20 protein-coding genes are annotated in these 19,239 nt (G+C 59.9%); 18 read left to right on the forward strand and 2 right to left on the reverse strand.

Annotated elements, in window-relative coordinates; all coding sequences use genetic code 11:
• Positions 1-23: 23 nt before the first annotated feature.
• Complete coding sequence (rne, locus tag I6L33_RS15490) at positions 24-3,131, reverse strand: ribonuclease E (protein WP_216972868.1); 3,108 nt, start codon at positions 3,129-3,131, stop codon at positions 24-26.
• Between the two features lie 411 nt (positions 3,132-3,542).
• Between rne and rluC the strand changes: the two genes are divergently transcribed.
• Positions 3,543-4,487 (forward strand): 23S rRNA pseudouridine(955/2504/2580) synthase RluC, encoded by a 945-nt coding sequence (gene rluC, locus I6L33_RS15495; RefSeq protein WP_201880576.1) that lies wholly within the window; start codon positions 3,543-3,545, stop codon positions 4,485-4,487.
• Entirely contained in the window at positions 4,487-5,134 is a 648-nt protein-coding gene (locus tag I6L33_RS15500; protein ID WP_017782845.1) for an HAD family hydrolase, read from the forward strand. Before rluC ends, I6L33_RS15500 begins: the two co-directional genes overlap by 1 nt.
• Positions 5,135-5,206: 72 nt before the next feature.
• Here the strand turns inward: I6L33_RS15500 and I6L33_RS15505 are convergent, their stop codons facing one another.
• The gene (locus I6L33_RS15505; RefSeq protein ID WP_026141059.1) at positions 5,207-5,788 is read right to left on the reverse strand and encodes a nucleoside triphosphate pyrophosphatase; all 582 of its coding nucleotides are present in this window, start codon (positions 5,786-5,788) and stop codon (positions 5,207-5,209) included.
• A gap of 246 nt (positions 5,789-6,034) precedes the next feature.
• Between I6L33_RS15505 and I6L33_RS15510 the strand changes: the two genes are divergently transcribed.
• The 16 genes from I6L33_RS15510 to I6L33_RS15585 all read left to right on the forward strand — a co-directional run bounded on the left by I6L33_RS15510 (position 6,035) and on the right by I6L33_RS15585 (position 19,160).
• On the forward strand, positions 6,035-6,700 hold the full coding sequence (locus tag I6L33_RS15510) for an START domain-containing protein (RefSeq protein ID WP_043170170.1): 666 nt from the start codon (positions 6,035-6,037) through the stop codon (positions 6,698-6,700).
• A 250-nt stretch (positions 6,701-6,950) separates the two neighbouring features.
• On the forward strand, positions 6,951-7,472 hold the full coding sequence (yceD, locus tag I6L33_RS15515; protein ID WP_010633974.1) for a 23S rRNA accumulation protein YceD: 522 nt from the start codon (positions 6,951-6,953) through the stop codon (positions 7,470-7,472).
• A 19-nt stretch (positions 7,473-7,491) separates the two neighbouring features.
• Positions 7,492-7,659 (forward strand): 50S ribosomal protein L32, encoded by a 168-nt coding sequence (rpmF, locus tag I6L33_RS15520; RefSeq protein WP_005300935.1) that lies wholly within the window; start codon positions 7,492-7,494, stop codon positions 7,657-7,659.
• Positions 7,660-7,668: 9 nt separating this feature from the next.
• A complete protein-coding gene (gene plsX / locus I6L33_RS15525; protein WP_017764487.1) occupies positions 7,669-8,688 on the forward strand; it encodes a phosphate acyltransferase PlsX in 1,020 nt (339 codons plus the stop codon).
• A 7-nt stretch (positions 8,689-8,695) separates the two neighbouring features.
• Entirely contained in the window at positions 8,696-9,655 is a 960-nt protein-coding gene (locus tag I6L33_RS15530; protein ID WP_216972869.1) for a beta-ketoacyl-ACP synthase III, read from the forward strand.
• Between the two features lie 69 nt (positions 9,656-9,724).
• Entirely contained in the window at positions 9,725-10,660 is a 936-nt protein-coding gene (fabD, locus tag I6L33_RS15535) for an ACP S-malonyltransferase (protein ID WP_216972870.1), read from the forward strand.
• A gap of 13 nt (positions 10,661-10,673) precedes the next feature.
• Positions 10,674-11,408 carry a 3-oxoacyl-ACP reductase FabG gene (gene fabG, locus I6L33_RS15540; protein WP_005300916.1) on the forward strand — a complete coding sequence of 245 codons (735 nt, stop codon included), beginning with the start codon at positions 10,674-10,676 and terminating at the stop codon, positions 11,406-11,408.
• Between the two features lie 157 nt (positions 11,409-11,565).
• On the forward strand, positions 11,566-11,802 hold the full coding sequence (gene acpP, locus I6L33_RS15545; protein WP_005300909.1) for an acyl carrier protein: 237 nt from the start codon (positions 11,566-11,568) through the stop codon (positions 11,800-11,802).
• A gap of 82 nt (positions 11,803-11,884) precedes the next feature.
• Positions 11,885-13,126 carry a beta-ketoacyl-ACP synthase II gene (gene fabF / locus I6L33_RS15550; protein ID WP_005300897.1) on the forward strand — a complete coding sequence of 414 codons (1,242 nt, stop codon included), beginning with the start codon at positions 11,885-11,887 and terminating at the stop codon, positions 13,124-13,126.
• 19 nt (positions 13,127-13,145) lie between these two features.
• Positions 13,146-14,000, forward strand: a complete 855-nt coding sequence (gene pabC / locus I6L33_RS15555) for an aminodeoxychorismate lyase (RefSeq protein WP_017785362.1) — start codon at positions 13,146-13,148, stop codon at positions 13,998-14,000.
• Positions 13,990-14,991, forward strand: a complete 1,002-nt coding sequence (gene mltG, locus I6L33_RS15560) for an endolytic transglycosylase MltG (protein WP_005300892.1) — start codon at positions 13,990-13,992, stop codon at positions 14,989-14,991. Before pabC ends, mltG begins: the two co-directional genes overlap by 11 nt.
• On the forward strand, positions 14,991-15,632 hold the full coding sequence (gene tmk, locus I6L33_RS15565) for a dTMP kinase (RefSeq protein ID WP_216972871.1): 642 nt from the start codon (positions 14,991-14,993) through the stop codon (positions 15,630-15,632). The genes mltG and tmk overlap by 1 nt, the downstream gene beginning before the upstream one ends.
• Positions 15,617-16,564 carry a DNA polymerase III subunit delta' gene (gene holB / locus I6L33_RS15570; protein WP_215269037.1) on the forward strand — a complete coding sequence of 316 codons (948 nt, stop codon included), beginning with the start codon at positions 15,617-15,619 and terminating at the stop codon, positions 16,562-16,564. The genes tmk and holB overlap by 16 nt, the downstream gene beginning before the upstream one ends.
• Positions 16,565-16,581: 17 nt before the next feature.
• Positions 16,582-17,361, forward strand: coding sequence for a TatD family hydrolase (locus tag I6L33_RS15575; RefSeq protein ID WP_216972872.1), 780 nt, complete (start codon positions 16,582-16,584; stop codon positions 17,359-17,361).
• A gap of 308 nt (positions 17,362-17,669) precedes the next feature.
• On the forward strand, positions 17,670-18,698 hold the full coding sequence (locus tag I6L33_RS15580; RefSeq protein WP_254204939.1) for a site-specific integrase: 1,029 nt from the start codon (positions 17,670-17,672) through the stop codon (positions 18,696-18,698).
• A gap of 180 nt (positions 18,699-18,878) precedes the next feature.
• On the forward strand, positions 18,879-19,160 hold the full coding sequence (locus tag I6L33_RS15585) for a RepB family protein (RefSeq protein WP_099359436.1): 282 nt from the start codon (positions 18,879-18,881) through the stop codon (positions 19,158-19,160).
• Positions 19,161-19,239 lie beyond the last annotated feature (79 nt).

A 19,239-nucleotide genomic window follows, 5' to 3' on the forward strand; every position in this document is an offset into this window, starting at 1 on the left:
CTTTTATCAGGCTAGCGGGTCAATCAGGGACGACCGGCCGGGCTGGTTGAAACGTTGACGGCGGCAGTACTGCCACCATGACGGCCGGAAGTGGCCACTTCGCTGCGCACCAAGGGTGCATACTCGACCGGCTCGCGTGCCGGCAGGGCAGGGGCGGCGGCCGGAGTTGCCATCGGGGCAGAGGCCTTGCGGGCACCAGCCAGCAGGCTGCCACCGCGCTTGACCTGCTTGGCAGCCGGGGCTGCGGTTGCGGGTTCAACCTTGGCAGTCTCTGCAGCGACAACAGGCTCAACGGTCGGTGCGGCAACAACGTCTGCAACTGCTGGGACGGTTTCTACGGTCGCTTCCACAACCGGCTTGCTCTCGACAACCGGAGTCTCAACAGCCTGTACGGGCTCAACGACAGCCTCTGCCACGGTTTCCACTGCAACAGGTGCAGCTTCAACAGCAGCAATGACCGGTTCGGCCACCACGGGGGCAGTTTCGACGACGGTTGCTACCGGTTCAGCGGCGACAACGGCTTCGGCCTGCTCGCGGGCTTCTTCGGCGACGGCCTCGGCAACCACGTGCTCGGTCAGGGCAGAGGAGGCCTGCAGGGCAGCAGCAACGGCTTCAGCGCTCGGGATGGTGATCACGGGCACAGCCGGTTCTTCCACTTTGACCTGGGCTGCATCGGCTTGCGCGGCGGCAGTCAGAGTCGGTGCAGCGATTTCGGCAGTCTGCTCTTCATCGTCACGTTGGCTGCGAGCTTCTTCGTTGATGCGCTTGCGACGTTGACCTTCGATACGCTGATTGCGCGGAGTACGGCGGGAACGACGCTGGCCTTCTGCCTGCTCATCCTGCTGTTCAGTCGCGTCAACGGCATCGACGGCGGCAACCGGCGCTACATCGGCAGCGTGGGCAACAGCGGCGTCATCGGCAGGCGCATCGACGCGGATCTGCTTGCGCAGTTGGCGGCGTTCGCGGCGCTCGGCCACTTTCTGCTCTTTTTCCTGACGCTGTTCCACGTTGGTGGCAACGGCTTCTACGCTGTCCAGTGTGTCAACCACTACCTCGGCACGCGGTTCACGCGGAGCGCGGGGCTCACGAGCCTGACGTGGGGCACGAGGTTCGCGCTCCTGACGCGGCTCACGAGCCTCGCGAGGTTCACGTTCCATGCGCTGTTCGCGCACGTCACCACGGGCTTCACGTTCCTGACGCGGCTCACGCTCTTTGCGCGGACGACGGTTGCGGCCTTCGCCGTTCTCGCGGCTGGCCACGCCTTCGCGCTTCTCGCCGGCATCGCCGTTGCGGCTGCTACGGTTGTCGTCACGACGACCACGTTGACCACGGCTGCGGGATTCATCGCGCTGATGACGGTGACCGTCCTCTTTGCGAGCCTCGCGGGTTGCCGGTTTCTCGGCAGGCGCGGTGACCTCGGCGCTGTCAGCATTGCCGCCGAACAGGTTGGAGAGGCTCTTGAACAGCTTGCCGAACAGGCCCGGCTCTTCAGCAACCGGGGTTGCAACAGGGGCGGGGGCCGCCGGCGCAGCCGGTTGCGGTGCCTGGACGAAGCCTTGCAGCAGGGGCTGCTCGCGCTCGATGGTCTGGGCCTGTTTGGGCTGGTAGACCGGCTTGGCAATTTCGGTTTTCAGCTCGTAGCTGGCCGCTTCCGGGATCTCGTTCTGACGGATGCGGGTCACTTCGTAGTGCGGGGTTTCCAGGTGCTGGTTCGGAATGATGTAGACACGCACATCATTGCGTTGTTCCAGGCTGGCGATGGAGCTGCGCTTCTCGTTGAGCAGATAGGCGGCGACATCGACCGGCACCTGAGCATGCACCTGCTCGGTGTTGTCCTTCATCGCCTCTTCTTCGATGAGACGCAGGATGGACAGGGCCAGTGACTCGTTGTCACGGATCACGCCCTGCCCCTGGCAACGGGGGCAGATATGGCTGCTGGACTCGTTGAGGGAGGGACGCAGACGCTGACGAGACATCTCCAGCAGACCGAAACGGGAGATCCGGCCAAGCTGGATGCGGGCACGGTCCTGATGCACGGCTTCACGCAGACGGTTTTCCACTTCGCGTTGATGGCGAACCGGCGTCATGTCGATGAAGTCGATGACAATCAGACCACCCAGGTCACGCAGACGCAATTGACGGGCAATCTCGTCGGCCGCTTCCAGGTTGGTCTGCAGCGCAGTCTCTTCGATATCGCCGCCCTTGGTGGCGCGGGAGGAGTTGATATCGATGGAGGTCAGCGCTTCGGTCGGATCGATCACGATGCTGCCGCCGGAGGGCAGGCGCACTTCACGCTGGAAGGCAGACTCGATCTGGCTCTCAATCTGGAAGTGGTTGAACAGGGCAACTTCACCCTTGTACAGCTTCACGCGGTTGAGGAAATCGGGACGTACCAGCTCGATGTGCGACTTGGCGCGTTCGAAAATGACCGGGTTGTCGATCAGGATCTCACCCACATCGCGGCGCAGGTAATCACGGATGGCACGTACGATGACGTTGCTTTCCTGATGGATCAGCACCGGCGCGGAGCGGCTCTGTGACGCCTTGTGGATGGAGTCCCAGTGGTTGAGCAGAACGTTCAGATCCCATTCCAGCTCTTCCGGGGACTTGCCCACACCGGCGGTACGCACGATGAGGCCCATGCCGTCCGGCACGGTCAGGCCGCTCAGGGCTTCTTTCAGTTCAGTCCGTTCATCGCCCTCGATGCGACGGGAGATACCGCCGGCACGGGGGTTGTTCGGCATCAGCACCAGGTAGCTGCCAGCCAGACTGATGAAGGTGGTGAGGGCTGCACCCTTGGTGCCACGCTCTTCCTTGTCGATCTGGACGATGACTTCCTGGCCTTCGCGGACCACTTCTTTGATGTTAGGACGACCCTGATAGGAGTAACCGGAGGGGAAGTAATTGCGGGCGATTTCCTTTAACGGCAGGAAACCGTGGCGCTCGGCGCCATAGTCGACAAAAGCAGCTTCGAGACTGGGTTCTACGCGGGTGATTTTGCCCTTGTAAATGTTCGCTTTCTTCTGCTCGTGTCCCGGACTTTCAATATCTAGATCGTAGAGCTGTTGTCCGTCAACCAGCGCTACGCGCAACTCTTCTTCCTGAGTCGCGTTGATTAGCATTCTTTTCATTGAGTTCTCGTTATTTTGTCATTTTGATTTCCTCCACAGGATCCTGCCGGCGCCGGCCTCGGGTCTTCAGCATACTGGGGCAACCTCCCGGTTGGGGTATGCATGAGGCGCAAACTAAGGGCACTCTGGTTCAGCCTTCTCGAGAAGGCATGAAAAGGATACCGGTGTGGAGACAAATAGGCGGTTCTGTTTGCGTTCTCCATGCGCTGTACCTCGCACCCGGGAACCGTCATGTTCTTGTATACACGGTGTTTCGGGATTGGGTGGCATAATTTTTGGCCACTTAGTACAAGGCTTGAACACAATGACAAAACCTTGTTTATTATCCCATTTAAATCACTTTTATAGCAAGGCGCCATTTTTCAACAAAGCATGCAGCCAAGGGCCGTCGGCAGTGTTAAAATCCGCGCCATGACACAGATACAACAACAAGTGCAGCTGCTCACCATCGAAGCTGAGCATGACGGGCAGCGCATCGACAATTTTCTCAAGACTCAGCTAAAGGGCGTCCCCAAGAGCCTGATCTATCGCATCCTTCGCAAGGGGGAAGTGCGCGTCAACAAAAAGCGCATCAAACCGGAGTACAAACTCTGCACCGGTGACGAGGTACGGGTTCCCCCCGTGCGGGTCGCCGAAAAGAACGAATTGCCCTCGGCCAATCTCGGCAGCATCCAGCGTCTGGAGAGCCAGATCCTGTTTGAAGACGACGCCATGATCGTGCTCAACAAGCCGTCCGGCATGGCCGTTCACGGCGGCAGCGGGCTGAGCTTCGGGGTCATCGAAGGGCTGCGCGCCCTGCGCCCGGAAGCCCGTTTTCTCGAACTGGTGCATCGTCTCGATCGCGACACCTCCGGTGTGTTGCTGGTCGCCAAGAAGCGCAGCGCTCTGCGCAGTCTGCACGAGCAGCTGCGGGTCAAGACCATGCGCAAACAGTACCTGGCACTGGTGCGTGGCCAGTGGCAACCCCACGTCAAGGTGGTCAATGCGCCGCTGCGCAAGAATGATCTGCAATCCGGCGAGCGGGTCGTGCGGGTCAGTGCCGATGGCAAGCCGTCTGAAACCCGGTTTCGCATTGCCCGTCAATTCGCCGAGGCGACCCTGGTCGAGTGCAGCCCGATCACCGGCCGTACCCACCAGATCCGGGTGCATACCCTGCATGCCGGCCACCCCATCGCGTGTGACGACAAATATGGGGAAGCGGCATTTGACGAGAAAATGCGCAGCCAAGGCCTGAAACGGCTCTTCTTGCATGCCTGGCGGCTGACCTTCACTCATCCGGCCGATGGTCGCGAGATGCAGGTCGAAGCGCCCCTGTCGCCCGAGCTCGAGACCTTCCTCAACGGATTGGCACGCTGATGACGCAGATCCGGCTCGCCATTTTCGACTGGGACGGTACCCTGATGGACTCGGTGGGCCGGATAGTGGCCTGCGTGGCTGCCGCGGCCCGTGACTGTGCCGAGCTGGTGCCCACCGCCACCGAGACTCATCAGATCATCGGCCTCAGTCTGGAGGTCGGCATCCCCCGGCTGTTTTCCCTGGAGCAGGGCGGTGAGCGAGCCAATGCTCTGATCGCCCGCTATCGCCACCACTATCTGCACGATGCCACTCCCAGCCCACTGTTTGCCGGGGCGAGGGAGCTGCTGCACGGCTGGCACGAGCAGGGCATTGCGCTGGCGGTGGCGACCGGCAAGTCACGGCGGGGGTTGGACAGGGTACTGGATGAAACCGGGTTGCGGCCACTCTTTGCCGCCACGCGCGGAGCGGATGAGGCCAACTCCAAGCCTGATCCCCTGATGTTGACCCAAATCCTGACCGAGCTGGCGCTGATCCCGTCACAGGCGGTGATGATAGGTGACTCCATCCACGACATGGCGATGGCCGAAGCGCTGGCCATGCCGCGCATCGGCGTAAGCTGGGGCGTGCACAACCGGGGGCGCCTGCAGGCCCACCATCCGCTGGCGGTGGTCGATACCATGGCGGAGCTGAGGGCGCTGCTGGGTTGATGACAAGCACCGGGATGCAATAAAAAACGGAAGCCAAGGCTTCCGTTTTTTATTGCCAACATTCTGCCTTCATCAGGGCAGAGAGAGGCCGTGGCGCTCCAGCAGTTCGATCAGTCCGATCAGCGGCAAGCCGATCAGTGCATTGGGATCGCGTCCCTCCAGAGCCTTGAACAGCACGATACCCATGCCTTCACACTTGAAGCTGCCGGCGCAGTCGAGGGGACGTTCGGCCTCCACATAGCGGCGGATAGCCCCCTCATCCAGCTGGCGAAAATGGACGGTGAAAGGCTCAACCAGCTGCTCGACCCGGCCGGAGGCCGCATCCAGTACGCACAGGCCGGTATAAAAGGTGACGCTGCGCCCCTGGGCCGCCATCAGCTGGGCTACTGCTTGTTCGACCGTTCCCGGTTTCCCCAGGATCCGGCCATCGCAGACGCACACCTGATCCGAGCCGATGATCAGCCCTTGATCACGTAGGCCGGCAATGGCGCTGGCCTTGGCATGGGCAAGGCGGGCCACCAGCGCCTGTGCCTCTTCACCTGGCAGCACAGATTCATCTACTTCGGGCGCGGCGCACTCAAAGGGGAGGCCCAGCTTTTCCAGCAAGGCTTTGCGGTAACGGGAGGTGGAGGCGAGGATCAGGGGGCGCGACATGGCAATCAGTTATCCAGGTTCAGAAACGGGCAGGCGCCGATGGTATCGCCATCGTGCGGTGCGGGCAAATATCGCCGCGCTCGCAAGCGGGTGATCCTGCTCGATGCGCTGGCCTTGCTCAGAATACAGTGCGCGTCGGCTACATCTGGCTGATGGAGTGACTTGGTTTGGCTCCCCGTTCACCGACTGTCTCTGTCCCGTCCGAAAACGGCTATAAGCATAAGAGCGGGGTAACGGAGCGATGAGATGAACAAGCTGGGGGCATGGTTGTTGTGGCTGCTCTGTCTGCCCGTCTGGGGACAAGGCTGGCACCTGCAGGCAGGGGAGGAGGGCATACTGCTCTGGACCCGCCCTCATCCACCCGGCGCCTTTCTGGCCTTGCGACTGGAGATGTATGTGGCAGCGCCCCCTGCGGCGTTGCTCGCGGTGCTGCGTGATACCGGTCGACATCAGGAGTGGCTGCCCCAAAGCCTGGAGGTGAGGGTGTTGGCCAAGCCCGCCCCCGATGAGGATATTGTCTATACCCGCCTCGCGGCCCCCTGGCCCGTACAGGACAGGGAGCTGATCACCCACTCCCGCCTGCAACGGCTGCCAGATTGCGGCCTGGTGCTGAGCGTCTGGGCGGCCCCCGATGCTTTGCCGCCTTATCCCGGCCGGGTGCGGATCCACACCAGTGAAGGACGCTGGGAAGCGCTGCCTCAGCTGAACGGCACGACGCTGGTGCGCCTCGAAACCTATACCAACCCGGGTGACACGCTGCCAGCCTGGCTCGTCAATCCCATGGCTACTGACGCTGCGCTGCAGAGTTTTCGAGCCATTCGCCGCCTGATGGAGGCCGCCCCGGTGGGGATCTGTGCCTGTCTTCATCAGCGACCTAGTGGAAAGCATGGTGCTTGTAACGCCACCCCTTGACTGCAGCAGGGTGGGGAAGGCAGGGCGAATTGGACAAGCAAGTCACGGCGGGACTTCCTGACAACTGCCTGGGGCCTGACGCACCAGCAAATCCGGCCAGGATCCGGTGTCGGATCCGCAGGTTTGTGGCATAATCAGGCACCGGTGAGCGCAAGTTCCGCCATGTGCGGGGGTTGTGAGGTTAAAATCATCGGCGGTAAGGACTTTTTCCTTTGACTATCAGTTGTTGGACCTATAATATTCGCGCCCTATGCAAAAGGTGAAGTTGCCCGTAAAGGTTGATCCAGTCCGTAGTGCCTCGAAGCTGCTCGATTATGTCGGGATAGTGGAAAAGTCGCAGATGCCCAGGCTGGAGGAATCAACCGCAGGCTTGCGGAGTGATATCGATGTATCGCTGCACTTTGGCAAAGATGTCCAGAAGTTGACCGTTATGAAAGGCACTGCCCATGCCAAGGTTGACCTGGTTTGCCAGCGTTGTGGAGAGACATTCGAACATCTCTGTGAAGCTGAATTTATCTACACTCCGCTGTTCGAAAGAACAAACGAGGAAGAACTGCCGGAAGCTTATGAGCCCATTGAGTTGGACGAAAACGGCGAGATGGATCTTCATCAAATCCTGGAGGATGAACTCATCCTCTCGTTGCCGCAGGTGGCCATGCATCCCATGGATGCTTGCCCGCGCGGTAACATGGAGATGACCTGGGGTGAAATCGAACCTGCTGATGAGCGGCCGAATCCCTTTGCAGTTCTTGAAGAGCTTAAACGTAAGTGAATTTAGGAGTTAGCCTACAATGGCCGTACAACAGAACCGTAAAACCCGTGCCAAGCGTGGCATGCGTCGTTCCCACGATGCGCTGACCACCGCTGCCCTGACTGTTGATCAGACCAGTGGCGAAATTCATCGTCGTCACCACGTGACTGCCGATGGTTTCTACCGCGGTAAAAAGGTAATCGCTTAAGGATTGCCTTTGTCTACGCAAACTGTCGCGCTAGACATCATGGGGGGAGATATTGGCCCCTCGGAAACAGTGCCTGCCGCCGTGCAGGCACTGTCTCTTTTACCCCAGCTGAAATTGATCCTGGTCGGTGACCAGCACCAGACCACCCCCCTCCTGCAGCAACATGGTTTGCTCAATCACCCTCGTGTCCGTTTTGTACATGCCTCCCAGGTCGTTGGGATGGGCGACAAACCGATCGTGGCACTGCGCACCCTGAAAGACTCCTCCATGCGAGTCGTACTCAATCTGGTCAAGGGCGGCGAAGCCGATGCCTGTGTCAGCGCCGGCAACACAGGTGCACTGATGGCCATGGCCAAATGCGTGCTCAAATCCCTGCCCGGCGTCGACCGACCCGCCCTCATCAAGGCGCTGCCCACCCTGTCCGGCCAACGCACCGTGATGCTGGATCTCGGTGCCAACGTCAGCTGCGATGCCGACACCCTGCTGCAGTTTGCCGTGATGGGCTCAGTGGTGGCTGAAAAGGTGGAGGGGGTTGCCACTCCCAGGGTGGCCCTGCTCAACGTGGGGGAGGAGGAGATCAAGGGGAACGATCTGGTGCGCCACAGTGCCGAACTGCTGCGCCAGTGCCAGGCGCTCAACTTTGTCGGCTTTGTTGAAGGGGATCGAATTTTTAGCGGCGATTGCGACGTGATCGTCTGCGACGGTTTTGTCGGCAACGTCGCCCTCAAGACGGCGGAGGGGGTGGTGCGGATGATGGCCCAACTGGCCGGATATCCCCGCAAGAAACGCAGTTTTCTTGGCCGTATCGCCGGATTTATGTTCAAACGACGTTTTTCTTACCTGAACCCCGACCAGTATAACGGTGCAAGTCTGTTAGGATTGCGCGGCATTGTGGTAAAAAGCCATGGGCGGGCCGAACGGCGTGCCCTGTGTAACGCGATCCTGCTGGCCGCGCAAGAGGCCAAGCATCAACTTCCATTGCAAATCGCAGATCGCCTTGAATCTGTCTTTTCCGACAGGGATCTATAAGAACTCTATGCATAGCAAAATTTTGGGTACTGGCAGCTATCTGCCGCACTCAGTACGCACCAACGCCGACCTCGAACAGATGGTAGAGACCAGTGACGAGTGGATTGTGGAGCGTACCGGGATCCGTGAACGCCGCATTGCCGGTGCCGATGAAACCGTTGCAACCCTGTCTCACCAGGCAGCCCTGCGCGCACTGGAGGCCGCGGGCCTGACGGCCGCCGATCTCGACATGATAGTGCTGGCCACCACCAGCGCCGAAAACGCCTTTCCGGCCGCCGCCTGTGAACTGCAGGGGCTGCTCGGGGTGCAAGGGATCCCGGCCTTCGACGTGGCGGCCGCCTGCGCCGGCTTTACGTATGCGCTCTCCATTGCCGATCAGTTCGTCAAATCCGGTGCCGCCCGCCACGTGCTGGTCGTCGGCGCCGATGTGCTGTCGCGCATGTGCGATCCCGAGGATCGTGGCACCATCATCCTGTTCGGGGACGGGGCAGGGGCCGTGGTGATCGGTACGAGCGACACCCCCGGCATCCTCTCCACCCATCTGCATGCCGATGGTCGTTACGGCGAGCTGCTCAAGCTGCCGCAGCCCCGTCGCGGCATGCCGGGGGCCGAGCTCGAAGCCTACATGTACATGAAGGGCAACGATGTCTTCAAAGTCGCGGTCACCCGTCTGAGCGAGATCGTCACCGAAACCCTGGCCGCCGCCGGCATCGAGCCGAGCGAGCTGGACTGGCTGGTGCCCCATCAGGCCAACTTCCGCATCATCAGTGCCACCGCCAAGAAGCTTGGCATGGGGCTGGACAAGGTGGTGTTGACCCTCGACAAACACGGCAACACCTCTGCCGCCTCCGTGCCCATCGCCTTTGATGAAGGGGTGCGCGACGGCCGGATCAAACCGGGCCAGCTGGTCTTGCTGGAAGCCTTCGGCGGCGGTTTTGCCTGGGGCTCGGCGCTGGTTCGCCTCTGATCGTCAGCGGGGTGGGACGAGCGTCTCATCCTGCCGTTCTCATTTTTCTCTTATTTAAAGGAATCAATGATGACCCAATTTGCCATTGCCTTCCCGGGACAGGGCTCCCAAACCGTCGGCATGCTGGCCGAGCTGGCCGAACAACATGCCGTGATCAAGGAGACCTTCGCCGAGGCGAGCCAGGTGCTGGGTTATGACCTGTTTGCCCTGGTAATGGAAGGTCCGGCCGAAGAGCTGAACAAGACCTGGCGTACCCAGCCTGCACTGCTGACCGCTTCTGTCGCGCTGTGGCGCCTGTGGCAACAGCAGGGTGGGGCAACCCCCGCCGTGATGGCAGGCCACAGTCTGGGTGAGTATTCCGCCCTGGTCTGCAGCGGCGCGCTGGCCTTTACCGATGCGGTCAAACTGGTTGAGCTGCGTGGTCTGGCCATGCAGGAAGCCGTGCCGGAAGGCACCGGTGCCATGGCCGCCATCATCGGCCTGGACAACGACGCCATCGCCGCCAACTGCGAGAAAGCGGCACAGGGCCAGGTCGTCTCCCCGGTGAACTTCAACTCCCCGGGCCAGGTGGTCATCGCCGGTCACAAAGAGGCCGTCGAGCGCGCCAACGTGCTGATGAAAGAGTCCGGTGCCAAGCGTGCGCTGCCGCTGCCGGTTTCCGTGCCCTCCCACTGCGCGCTGATGAAACCTGCTGCCGAAAAACTGGCAGCTGCGCTGGACGGGATCGAGATCAAGGTTCCTGCCATCGCCGTCATCAATAATGTCGACGTATCCTGTGAGCAGGATCCGGCCGCCATCAAGCAGGCATTGGTGCGTCAGTTGTTCAGCCCGGTTCGTTGGACCGAGACTGTCGAGCGGATGGCCAACGAGGGGGTCACCCTCGAGATCGAAATGGGACCGGGCAAGGTACTGACCGGGCTCGCCAAGCGCATCGACAAGCGCGTGGAAGGTATTCATGCCAACGATGCCGCCTCTTTCGAGCAGGCGCTGGCCCAGATCAAGTAAACAGGAGCAATGAATGAGCTTTACCGATAAGGTTGTGTTGGTGACCGGTGCCAGTCGTGGCATCGGCCGTGCGATTGCTGAAACTTTTGCGGCCCGTGGCGCCAAGGTAGTCGGCACGGCGACCAGCGAGAGCGGCGCCGAGGCAATCAGCGCCTATCTGGGTGAACAGGGTTGCGGCATGGCGCTGAACGTGACCAGCCAGGAATCCATCGAAGCCGTCTTCGCCGCCATCAAGGCGCGTTTTGGCGACATCGACATCCTGATCAACAACGCCGGGATCACCCGTGACAACCTGCTGATGCGGATGAAGGATGATGAGTGGAACGAGATCATCGACACCAACCTCACCTCCCTGTACCGTCTGAGCAAGCCGGTGCTGCGCGCCATGATGAAGAAGCGCAATGGCCGCATCATCAGCATCGGTTCCGTGGTCGGCACCATGGGCAACGCCGGTCAGGTCAACTACGCGGCCGCCAAGGCGGGCCTGGTGGGGTTCACCAAGTCGCTGGCTCGTGAAGTGGCCTCCCGCGGCATTACCGTGAACGCGGTTGCCCCCGGTTTCATCGAGACCGATATGACCAAGGCGCTCAATGAAGAGCAGCGTGCCGGCATCATGAGCCAGGTACCTGCCGCTCGTCTGGGCGATCCAAAAGAAATTGCCGCTGCTGTGGTATTCTTGGCATCGGATGATGCCGCCTACATCACTGGCGAAACCCTGCATGTTAATGGCGGGATGTACATGGTGTAATCAATTTGTCGTGAGATCTGTTCAAATTTGCGATAGTACGCCGAAGTTTGGCGAATTTCGTGGTTTGACCAGCGGCAAGCTACTTGCAAACTCACGTCAATTGAATAAACTACCCCAACCAGACGCAATAGCGTATTTTTAAAGGAAAATTCAGGTCATGAGCAACATCGAAGAACGCGTAAAGAAAATCATCATCGAACAACTGGGTGTTAAAGAAGAAGACGTTAAGAACGCTGCCTCCTTCGTCGACGACCTGGGCGCTGACTCTTTGGATACCGTTGAACTGGTAATGGCGCTGGAAGAAGAATTCGATACCGAAATTCCTGATGAAGAAGCCGAGAAGATCACCACTGTTCAAGCGGCTATCGACTACATCACCGCTAATCAGGAATAAGTTCCTGTTCTGAAAGAAGCGGCCCAAGGGCCGCTTCTTTTATGTTTACTCCTTTTCAAAACACCTCTCGGAGACTACCTCAGTGTCAAAACGCAGAGTCGTGGTGACCGGCTTGGGGATGCTTTCCCCGGTAGGCAACACTGCCGAATCCAGCTGGCAAGCCCTGCTCAACGGGCAGAGCGGCATTTCTCCCATCGAACACTTTGACGCCAGCGAGTTTGCGACCCGCTTCGCAGGCCAGGTCAAGGATTTCGATCCCGAGCAGTACGGTATCAACCGCAAAGAAGCTCGCAAGATGGATCTCTTCATCCAGTACGGCATCGCCGCAGGCGTGCAGGCGCTGGATGATGCCGGTCTCGTCATCAACGAGGAGAATGCCGAGCGTGTCGGTGTGGCGATCGGTTCCGGCATCGGCGGTCTGGGTCTGATTGAGCAGAACCACAGCAGCCTGGTCAACGGCGGTCCCCGCAAGCTGAGCCCCTTCTTCGTACCGTCCACCATCATCAATATGGTGTCCGGTCATCTCTCCATAATGAGAGGCCTGCAGGGCCCCAACATCGCCGTCACCACCGCCTGTACCACAGGCACCCATGCCATCGGCATGGCCGGTCGCATGATCGCCTACGGCGATGCGGACGTGATGGTGGCCGGTGGTGCCGAGAAAGCCTCCACCCCGATGGGGATGGGCGGTTTTGCCGCCGCCAAGGCGCTCTCCAACCGCAACGACGAGCCCACCAAGGCCAGCCGTCCGTGGGATAAAGATCGCGACGGTTTCGTACTGGGTGATGGTGCCGGGGTGCTGGTACTGGAAGAGTACGAACACGCCAAGGCCCGCGGCGCCAAGATTTATGCCGAGCTGGTCGGTTTTGGCATGAGTGGCGATGCCTACCACATGACGGCGCCTCCCGCCGATGGCAACGGTGGCGCCCGCGCCATGCAAAATGCCATCAAGGATGCCGGCATCTCCCCCGAGCAGGTGGGATACATCAATGCCCACGGCACCTCCACCCCGCTGGGTGACGTCGCCGAGCTGCGCGGCATGAAGGCCGTATTTGGCGAACATGCCAAATCCCTGATGGTCAGTTCCACCAAATCGATGACCGGTCACCTGTTGGGTGCCGCCGGCGCCATCGAGGCGATCATCACGGTACTGGCGCTGCGCGATCAGATGGCGCCGCCCACCATCAACCTGGACAACCCGGATGATGAGTGCGACCTGGATCTGGTGCCTCATGTTGCCAAGGCCGGCAACTTCGAATATGCCCTCTCCAATTCCTTCGGTTTTGGCGGCACCAATGGCTCACTGATCTTCAAACGCGTATAATTCGCCCTGGGCGGATAGTATGGGCCCGATACGTCAGTATCGGGCCTTTTTTATCGGAGGGATCCTTTTGCTGATCAATGGAATACCGACAGACAGCGTGTCCGCCATGGATCGTGGTCTGGCCTATGGGGATGGTCATTTCACCACCCTGTTGGTCAAGGATGGCCGACCCGTCTGGTGGCCGGCACACCTGACAAGGTTGCAGCAAGCGAGCGCCAGACTCGGCCTTGCCGAGCTGGACTGGCAACAACTTGGCGATGAAGTGGCCCAATTGGCCCGCGATCAAGCGCTGGCGGTGATCAAGGTGATGCTGACCCGCGGCAGCGGTGGCCGGGGCTATGATGGCACAGCCTGCCATGCACCGACCCGGATCCTGTCGCTGGCCGCTTACCCGGCTCACTACCCGACATGGCAGCAAGATGGCATTCCACTCTTGGTATGCCGGCAGCGGTTGGGGGATGCCCCCATGCTGGCAGGCCTCAAGACCCTCAACCGGCTGGAGCAGGTGCTGCTGAAAAGCGAACTTGCGGCCCGTTCCGGGGTCGAAGGTATAGTCTTGAACAGTCGGGGATTTCTGGTAGAAGGGGTCAGTGCCAATCTGTTTTGGCGCCGTGGCAGAACGGTGTTTACGCCGGATCTCTCCCACTGCGGCATAGACGGCATCATGCGGCGCCATGTGATGGCAATGCTAAAACAGATGAGCATTGAACTGCGTGTCGTGGAGGCTCCGCTGGAGTCACTGTGGCAGGCCGAAGAGGTATGGCTGACCAATACCCTGATGGGCATAGTGCCGGTCACCGGCATCGGGGAGACCCAATATGCCAGTCAGGAATTGATCCGCCGTTTACAGGAGCGTTTGGTCATTGAAGTTTAATCGGCTTTACACCCTGCTCGCGGGCGCGGCGCTGACTGTCGCCGCTGCCGGGGGCTATGTACATTACAAGTGGCAACAGGTGGAGACGCTCACCAACAAGGGACCGACCCGTCTCTTTACCGTCGAGAAGGGAGCCCATGCGGCGCGTCTGATCGCCGAACTGGGGGAGGGGGAAACCAGCCCCTGGGCGGTGCGACTCTGGTTGCGCGGTCATCCCGAGCTGGTTGCCATCAAGTCTGGCACCTATGAGATCAAGGAAGGGGCACCGCTCAAGGATACCCTCTCCCTGTTTGCTTCCGGCAAGGAGTTTCACTTCAGCCTGACCTTCGTCGAAGGTTCCCGTTTCGAGGATTGGTTGAAGCAGCTGGCCAGCGCCCCTTATCTGGAGCGGCTGACCGTCGAGTTGCCCGAGACCGATCTGGCTCAGGAGCTTGGCATCGAAAACGGCAAGCTGGAGGGGTGGTTCCTGCCGGAGACCTACGCCTATACCACTCATGCCAGCGATCTCTCCATTTTGCGCCGTGCCCATCAGGACATGGAGACCTTCCTGCAGCAGAGCTGGGAGAAGCGTCAGGCCAATCTGCCCTACAAGACTCCCTACGAGGCGCTGATCATGGCCTCGATCATCGAAAAAGAGACGGGGATGCCGGAAGAGCGGGCGCGGATCGCCTCGGTGTTTGTCAATCGTCTGCGCCTTGGCATGAAATTGCAGACTGATCCCACCGTCATCTACGGGGTGAAGGACAGGTATGACGGCAATATCCGCCGCAGCGACCTGACCGACGTGAACCCCTACAACACCTATGTGATCGACGGCTTGCCGCCCACTCCCATCGCCATGCCGGGCAAGGCCTCCATCGAGGCGGCGCTCAATCCCCTGTCGACCGACTATCTCTATTTCGTCGCCAAGGGGGGCGGGGCCCACTATTTTTCCAAGACCCTCGATGAACACAATCGGGCGGTGCGTGAATACATTTTGAAGAAACCCTAATGTCTAAATTTATCGTGATTGAAGGACTGGAAGGCGCAGGAAAGAGCTCCGCGGTGCGTTACGTGACCGACTATCTGCATGCCCACGGGGTGGCGCGGATCGAGTGTACCCGTGAACCGGGCGGCACGCCGTTGGCGGAGCGGATGCGGGCCATCGTCAAGGAGGTGCACGACGAGCGGCTCACCATCGAAGCCGAATTGCTGCTGATGTACGCCTCCCGGGTACAACTGGTGGAGACACGCATCAAGCCGGCGCTGGCTGACGGCGTCTGGGTGGTGGGCGATCGCCACGATCTCTCCTCCCAGGCCTACCAGGGCGGTGGCCGTGGCATCGATGCCAACCTCATCGGCGCCATCAAGCGGGCCGTGCTCGGCGATTTCAAGCCGGATCTGACCCTCTATCTCGACATCGATCCCGCCATCGGCCTGCAACGGGCTCGTCATCGCGGTGAGCTGGACCGGATCGAGCTTGAGCAGCTCAGCTTCTTCGAGCGTACCCGCCAGCGCTATCTGGAATTGGCTGCCGCCGATGAGTCAATCAAGGTGATCGATGCCGGCCAAGCGCCGGAGCAGGTAAAGGCGGCCATCGAGGCTGCCTTGGCCCACTACCTGAAAGACGAGCCCTCATGTATCCCTGGTTGATCCCGGACTGGCATGCCTTGAGTCAGACTGCCGCCGCCGGCCGGCTCGGTCACGCCTGGCTGCTGCTGGGTGATCCCGGTCTTGGCAAGGAGCAACTTGCACAGCAGCTGGCCCGCCTGCACCTGTGCCATCAGCCTGATCGGGGCGAGCCTTGCGGTCATTGCCACTCCTGCCAACTGTTTGAGAAGGGTCATCACCCGGATCTGGGCACCCTCACCACTGAGGGCAAGACCATAGGGGTCGAGGCCATCCGCGAGATCTGTGCGCGCCTGCAAAACTCGGCCCAGCTTGGCCGCGGCAAGGTGGTGATCATCCCGGATGCGGAGCGTATGACCGAATCGGCCGCCAACGCCCTGCTCAAAACCCTGGAGGAGCCGGCTGGCGACAGCTTGCTGCTGCTGATCGCCTCCCAGGTTTCCCGCCTGCTGCCCACCATTCTCAGCCGTTGCCACAAGCACGTTTGCCAGTTGCCGGCGGAAGGGGAGACCCTGGCCTGGCTCGCCGAGCAGGGTCATCAGGCCACCCAGGCTCAGGTGCGGATCTGCCAGGGGGCACCGCTGCGAGTGCTGGATTACTTGATGCAGCAGCAGGACACGGATCGCCGTGATCTGCTTGAGAGTTTTCTCGCCCTCTCGCAAACCCCCACCCGGACCAACCATGTGTGCAGCCTGCTGGCGAGCGATACCCAGGTCAGACTGCACTGGGTGCAGCTGTTCTTGTGCGATGCGCTCAAGACGCAGGCCGGCTGTGGCCCTCACCAGCTGGCCATGCCGGATCTGGCCGCGCTCAGTCAACAACTGGCGGAGCGTCACTCCAGTGAAAAGCTGCTGGAGGCGGAGCAGCAGCTCGTTGGGCTCAAGGCGGCCTGCCAGCCCGGGCAGCTCTCCAACCCCACCATCCATTTGATGAACTGGCTCACTCGCTGGTTATAGATCCCAAAAGGTTTTGTATGTTACTCGTTGATTCCCATTGCCACCTCGATCGTCTGAGTTATGGCAGCAAGCAGACCGACATGGCCGATGTGCTGGCCAAGGCGGCCAGGCAGGACGTGGGATATTTTCTCTGTGTGAGCGTGACCCAGGCACAGTTCCCGACCATGCTGGAGGCGATCGCTCCTTACCCTCAGGTGTTTGCCTCCTGCGGCGTGCATCCTCTCAACCAGGAGCCTGGCGTCGATGCCGATTTGTTGTTGGCCCAGGCGGCGGATGAGCGAGTGGTGGCCATCGGTGAAACCGGGCTCGACTACTTCTATTCGCCTGAGAACAAGGAAGTACAGCAGGCTTCCTTCCGCGAGCATATCCGGGTGGCCCGTGCCCTGAACAAACCCCTCATCATCCATACCCGCGATGCCCAGCAGGATACCCTGCAGATCATGCGCGAGGAGGGGGCAGATCAGGTCGGCGGGGTGCTGCACTGCTTCACCGAGTCACTCGAAATGGCAGAGGCGGCCATGGCGATGGGCTTTTATATCTCCATCTCCGGCATCGCTACTTTCAAGAATGCGGCTGCACTGCAAGCGGTGGTCAAGGCGCTGCCGCTGGAGCGACTGCTGGTTGAAACCGACTCTCCCTATCTGGCACCGGTTCCGCACCGGGGCAGGGAGAACGAGCCGGCCTTCGTGCGCGACGTGGCCCAGTTCATCGCGGATCTGCGGCAAATGCCGCTGGCCGAATTGGCCCAAGCGACCAGTCACAACTTCTTTGAATTGTTCAAGTTGGCAAAGCGATAAAACAATAAAACAAACAACACCCCGCATAGCGGGGCGTTTTACTATGACAATCGGCACTATCATGACCCATCCCAAAACGATCATGGCAGATCGTTATCTCTCACTTGGTATGGTGGATGCTGATGAGATCAAATCCCCAACCCTGATAAAACGGAGCAGGGATCAGAGGGAGCTGAGGAATAAATGAGGAGGCTGAAATAGGCTAAAAGCATTCCTCATAAGTATCGATAATATTCATTATCGATACTTGATAGATCTGCAAGATCCTGTAAGATCCAACGAAACTCCGCATTAAATCATAGAGTTAAGTGAACTACCCACGCATTTCAAACCCAGTTCAGCAGCCCTTGCAGAGCGTCTTCGATCCTCAGCTGAACAGCCGGGCCAGACGTTTCCTGCGCAGCGCCAAAGCCGACTCCACCCTCAATGCCTACCAGGCCGATACCCGCATCTTCGTGTTCTGGTGCCAGCTGCATGGGCTCGATCCGCTGCAGACTACCCATCATGACATCATGAACTTTCTGGCGGATCAGGCCGGCGGTATCCTGGCCGACTGGGTCTGGCTGGACAAAGAAGAGGGGAAGGGGGAGCTTCGCAACGGCGATCCCCGCAAGCCAGCCACCCTGGTAAGACGGCTCGCCGGCATCCGTTATGCGTTCAAGCAGAAGGGGATCCACCCCATGCCGACCGAGCATGCGGAGATAAAGGAGATGATGCGGGGCATAGTGCGGCTCGGTGACAACCGCAAACGTAAAACGGGGGCGCTGACCCTGCAACCGCTGGCCTGTGTGCTTGACGAAATCGACACCGGCAATCTGGCGGGACTGCGGGATTACACCCTGTTGTTGCTGATGTTCAGCGGCGCCTTGCGACGCTCGGAGGCCGCAAGAATTGAGGTGGATGATCTCGATTTTGTGGGCCAGGGGATCCGCCTTCGGCTCAAGCCCAGCAAACATCAGCTGCATGAAACGGAGATCGCCCTGGTGCCCGGCAAACAATATTGTCCGGTGTCGGCACTGGCACGCTGGCTAAAGCAGAGCAGGATTAGCGAGGGCGCCCTGTTTCGCCGGATGAATCGCTGGGGTCAGCTCATGCAAGAGCCGCTCGGCCCGCAAGGCATCAACCTGATGATCAAACGCCGTACCGGTCAGGCCATCGATGATCTCCAGGTCAGCGGCCACAGTCTGCGCCGCGGCTTCATCACGTCGGCGGTGACCGCCGGCAAACCGATGAACAAGATCATCGAGGTCACCCGCCACAAGGACATCCGTACCTTGCAGGAGTATTTCGACGATGCTCACAAGTTCTCGGATCACGCCCTGGATGGCCTGCTGTAATATAACCGCGCCACTCACTTTTTTATGTTAAATGATATCTTGTTGATCCAATGATATATTTGCAGCGCACTGGACCTCACCCCATCAAGAAGGGGAGAGTCAGGCTCCTCACGTTGGTCAGCGAATATTGAAGACTTGGTGAGAGATAACGGGCTGTAAAAATTAAAGTTGCAAGGTGATATGAGCCAGGAAATAGAAGTGAGCGGGGCGCAAGATAACGCCGAGCGGCAGCGCCAGCACGTGAAACGCAAACAGGAAACTCACAGCCGGTTGCAATGCTGGATCAGCAATCGCCATGCCGAGCGGCTGGCCATGTTGGGACAGTTGCTCGAAGACAGCCAGGCATCCCTCATCGAACAGGCTATCGATCTGCTCTATCAACAAGAGCTGCAACATGAGCAGCAACAGAAACAGGACAGGGCACAGATTGATGCGCAAGCACCGGCGGAGCTGCTCGAGTAAACGTGCCAGCAACTGAGGCAAAGATCGAGAAACAGGGACATAAAAAAAGCCAGGTACGAATTCCTTGTACCTGGCATAG

It is taken from the genome of Aeromonas sp. FDAARGOS 1403, assembly GCF_019047325.1.
GTDB classification, from domain to species: domain Bacteria; phylum Pseudomonadota; class Gammaproteobacteria; order Enterobacterales; family Aeromonadaceae; genus Aeromonas; species Aeromonas dhakensis.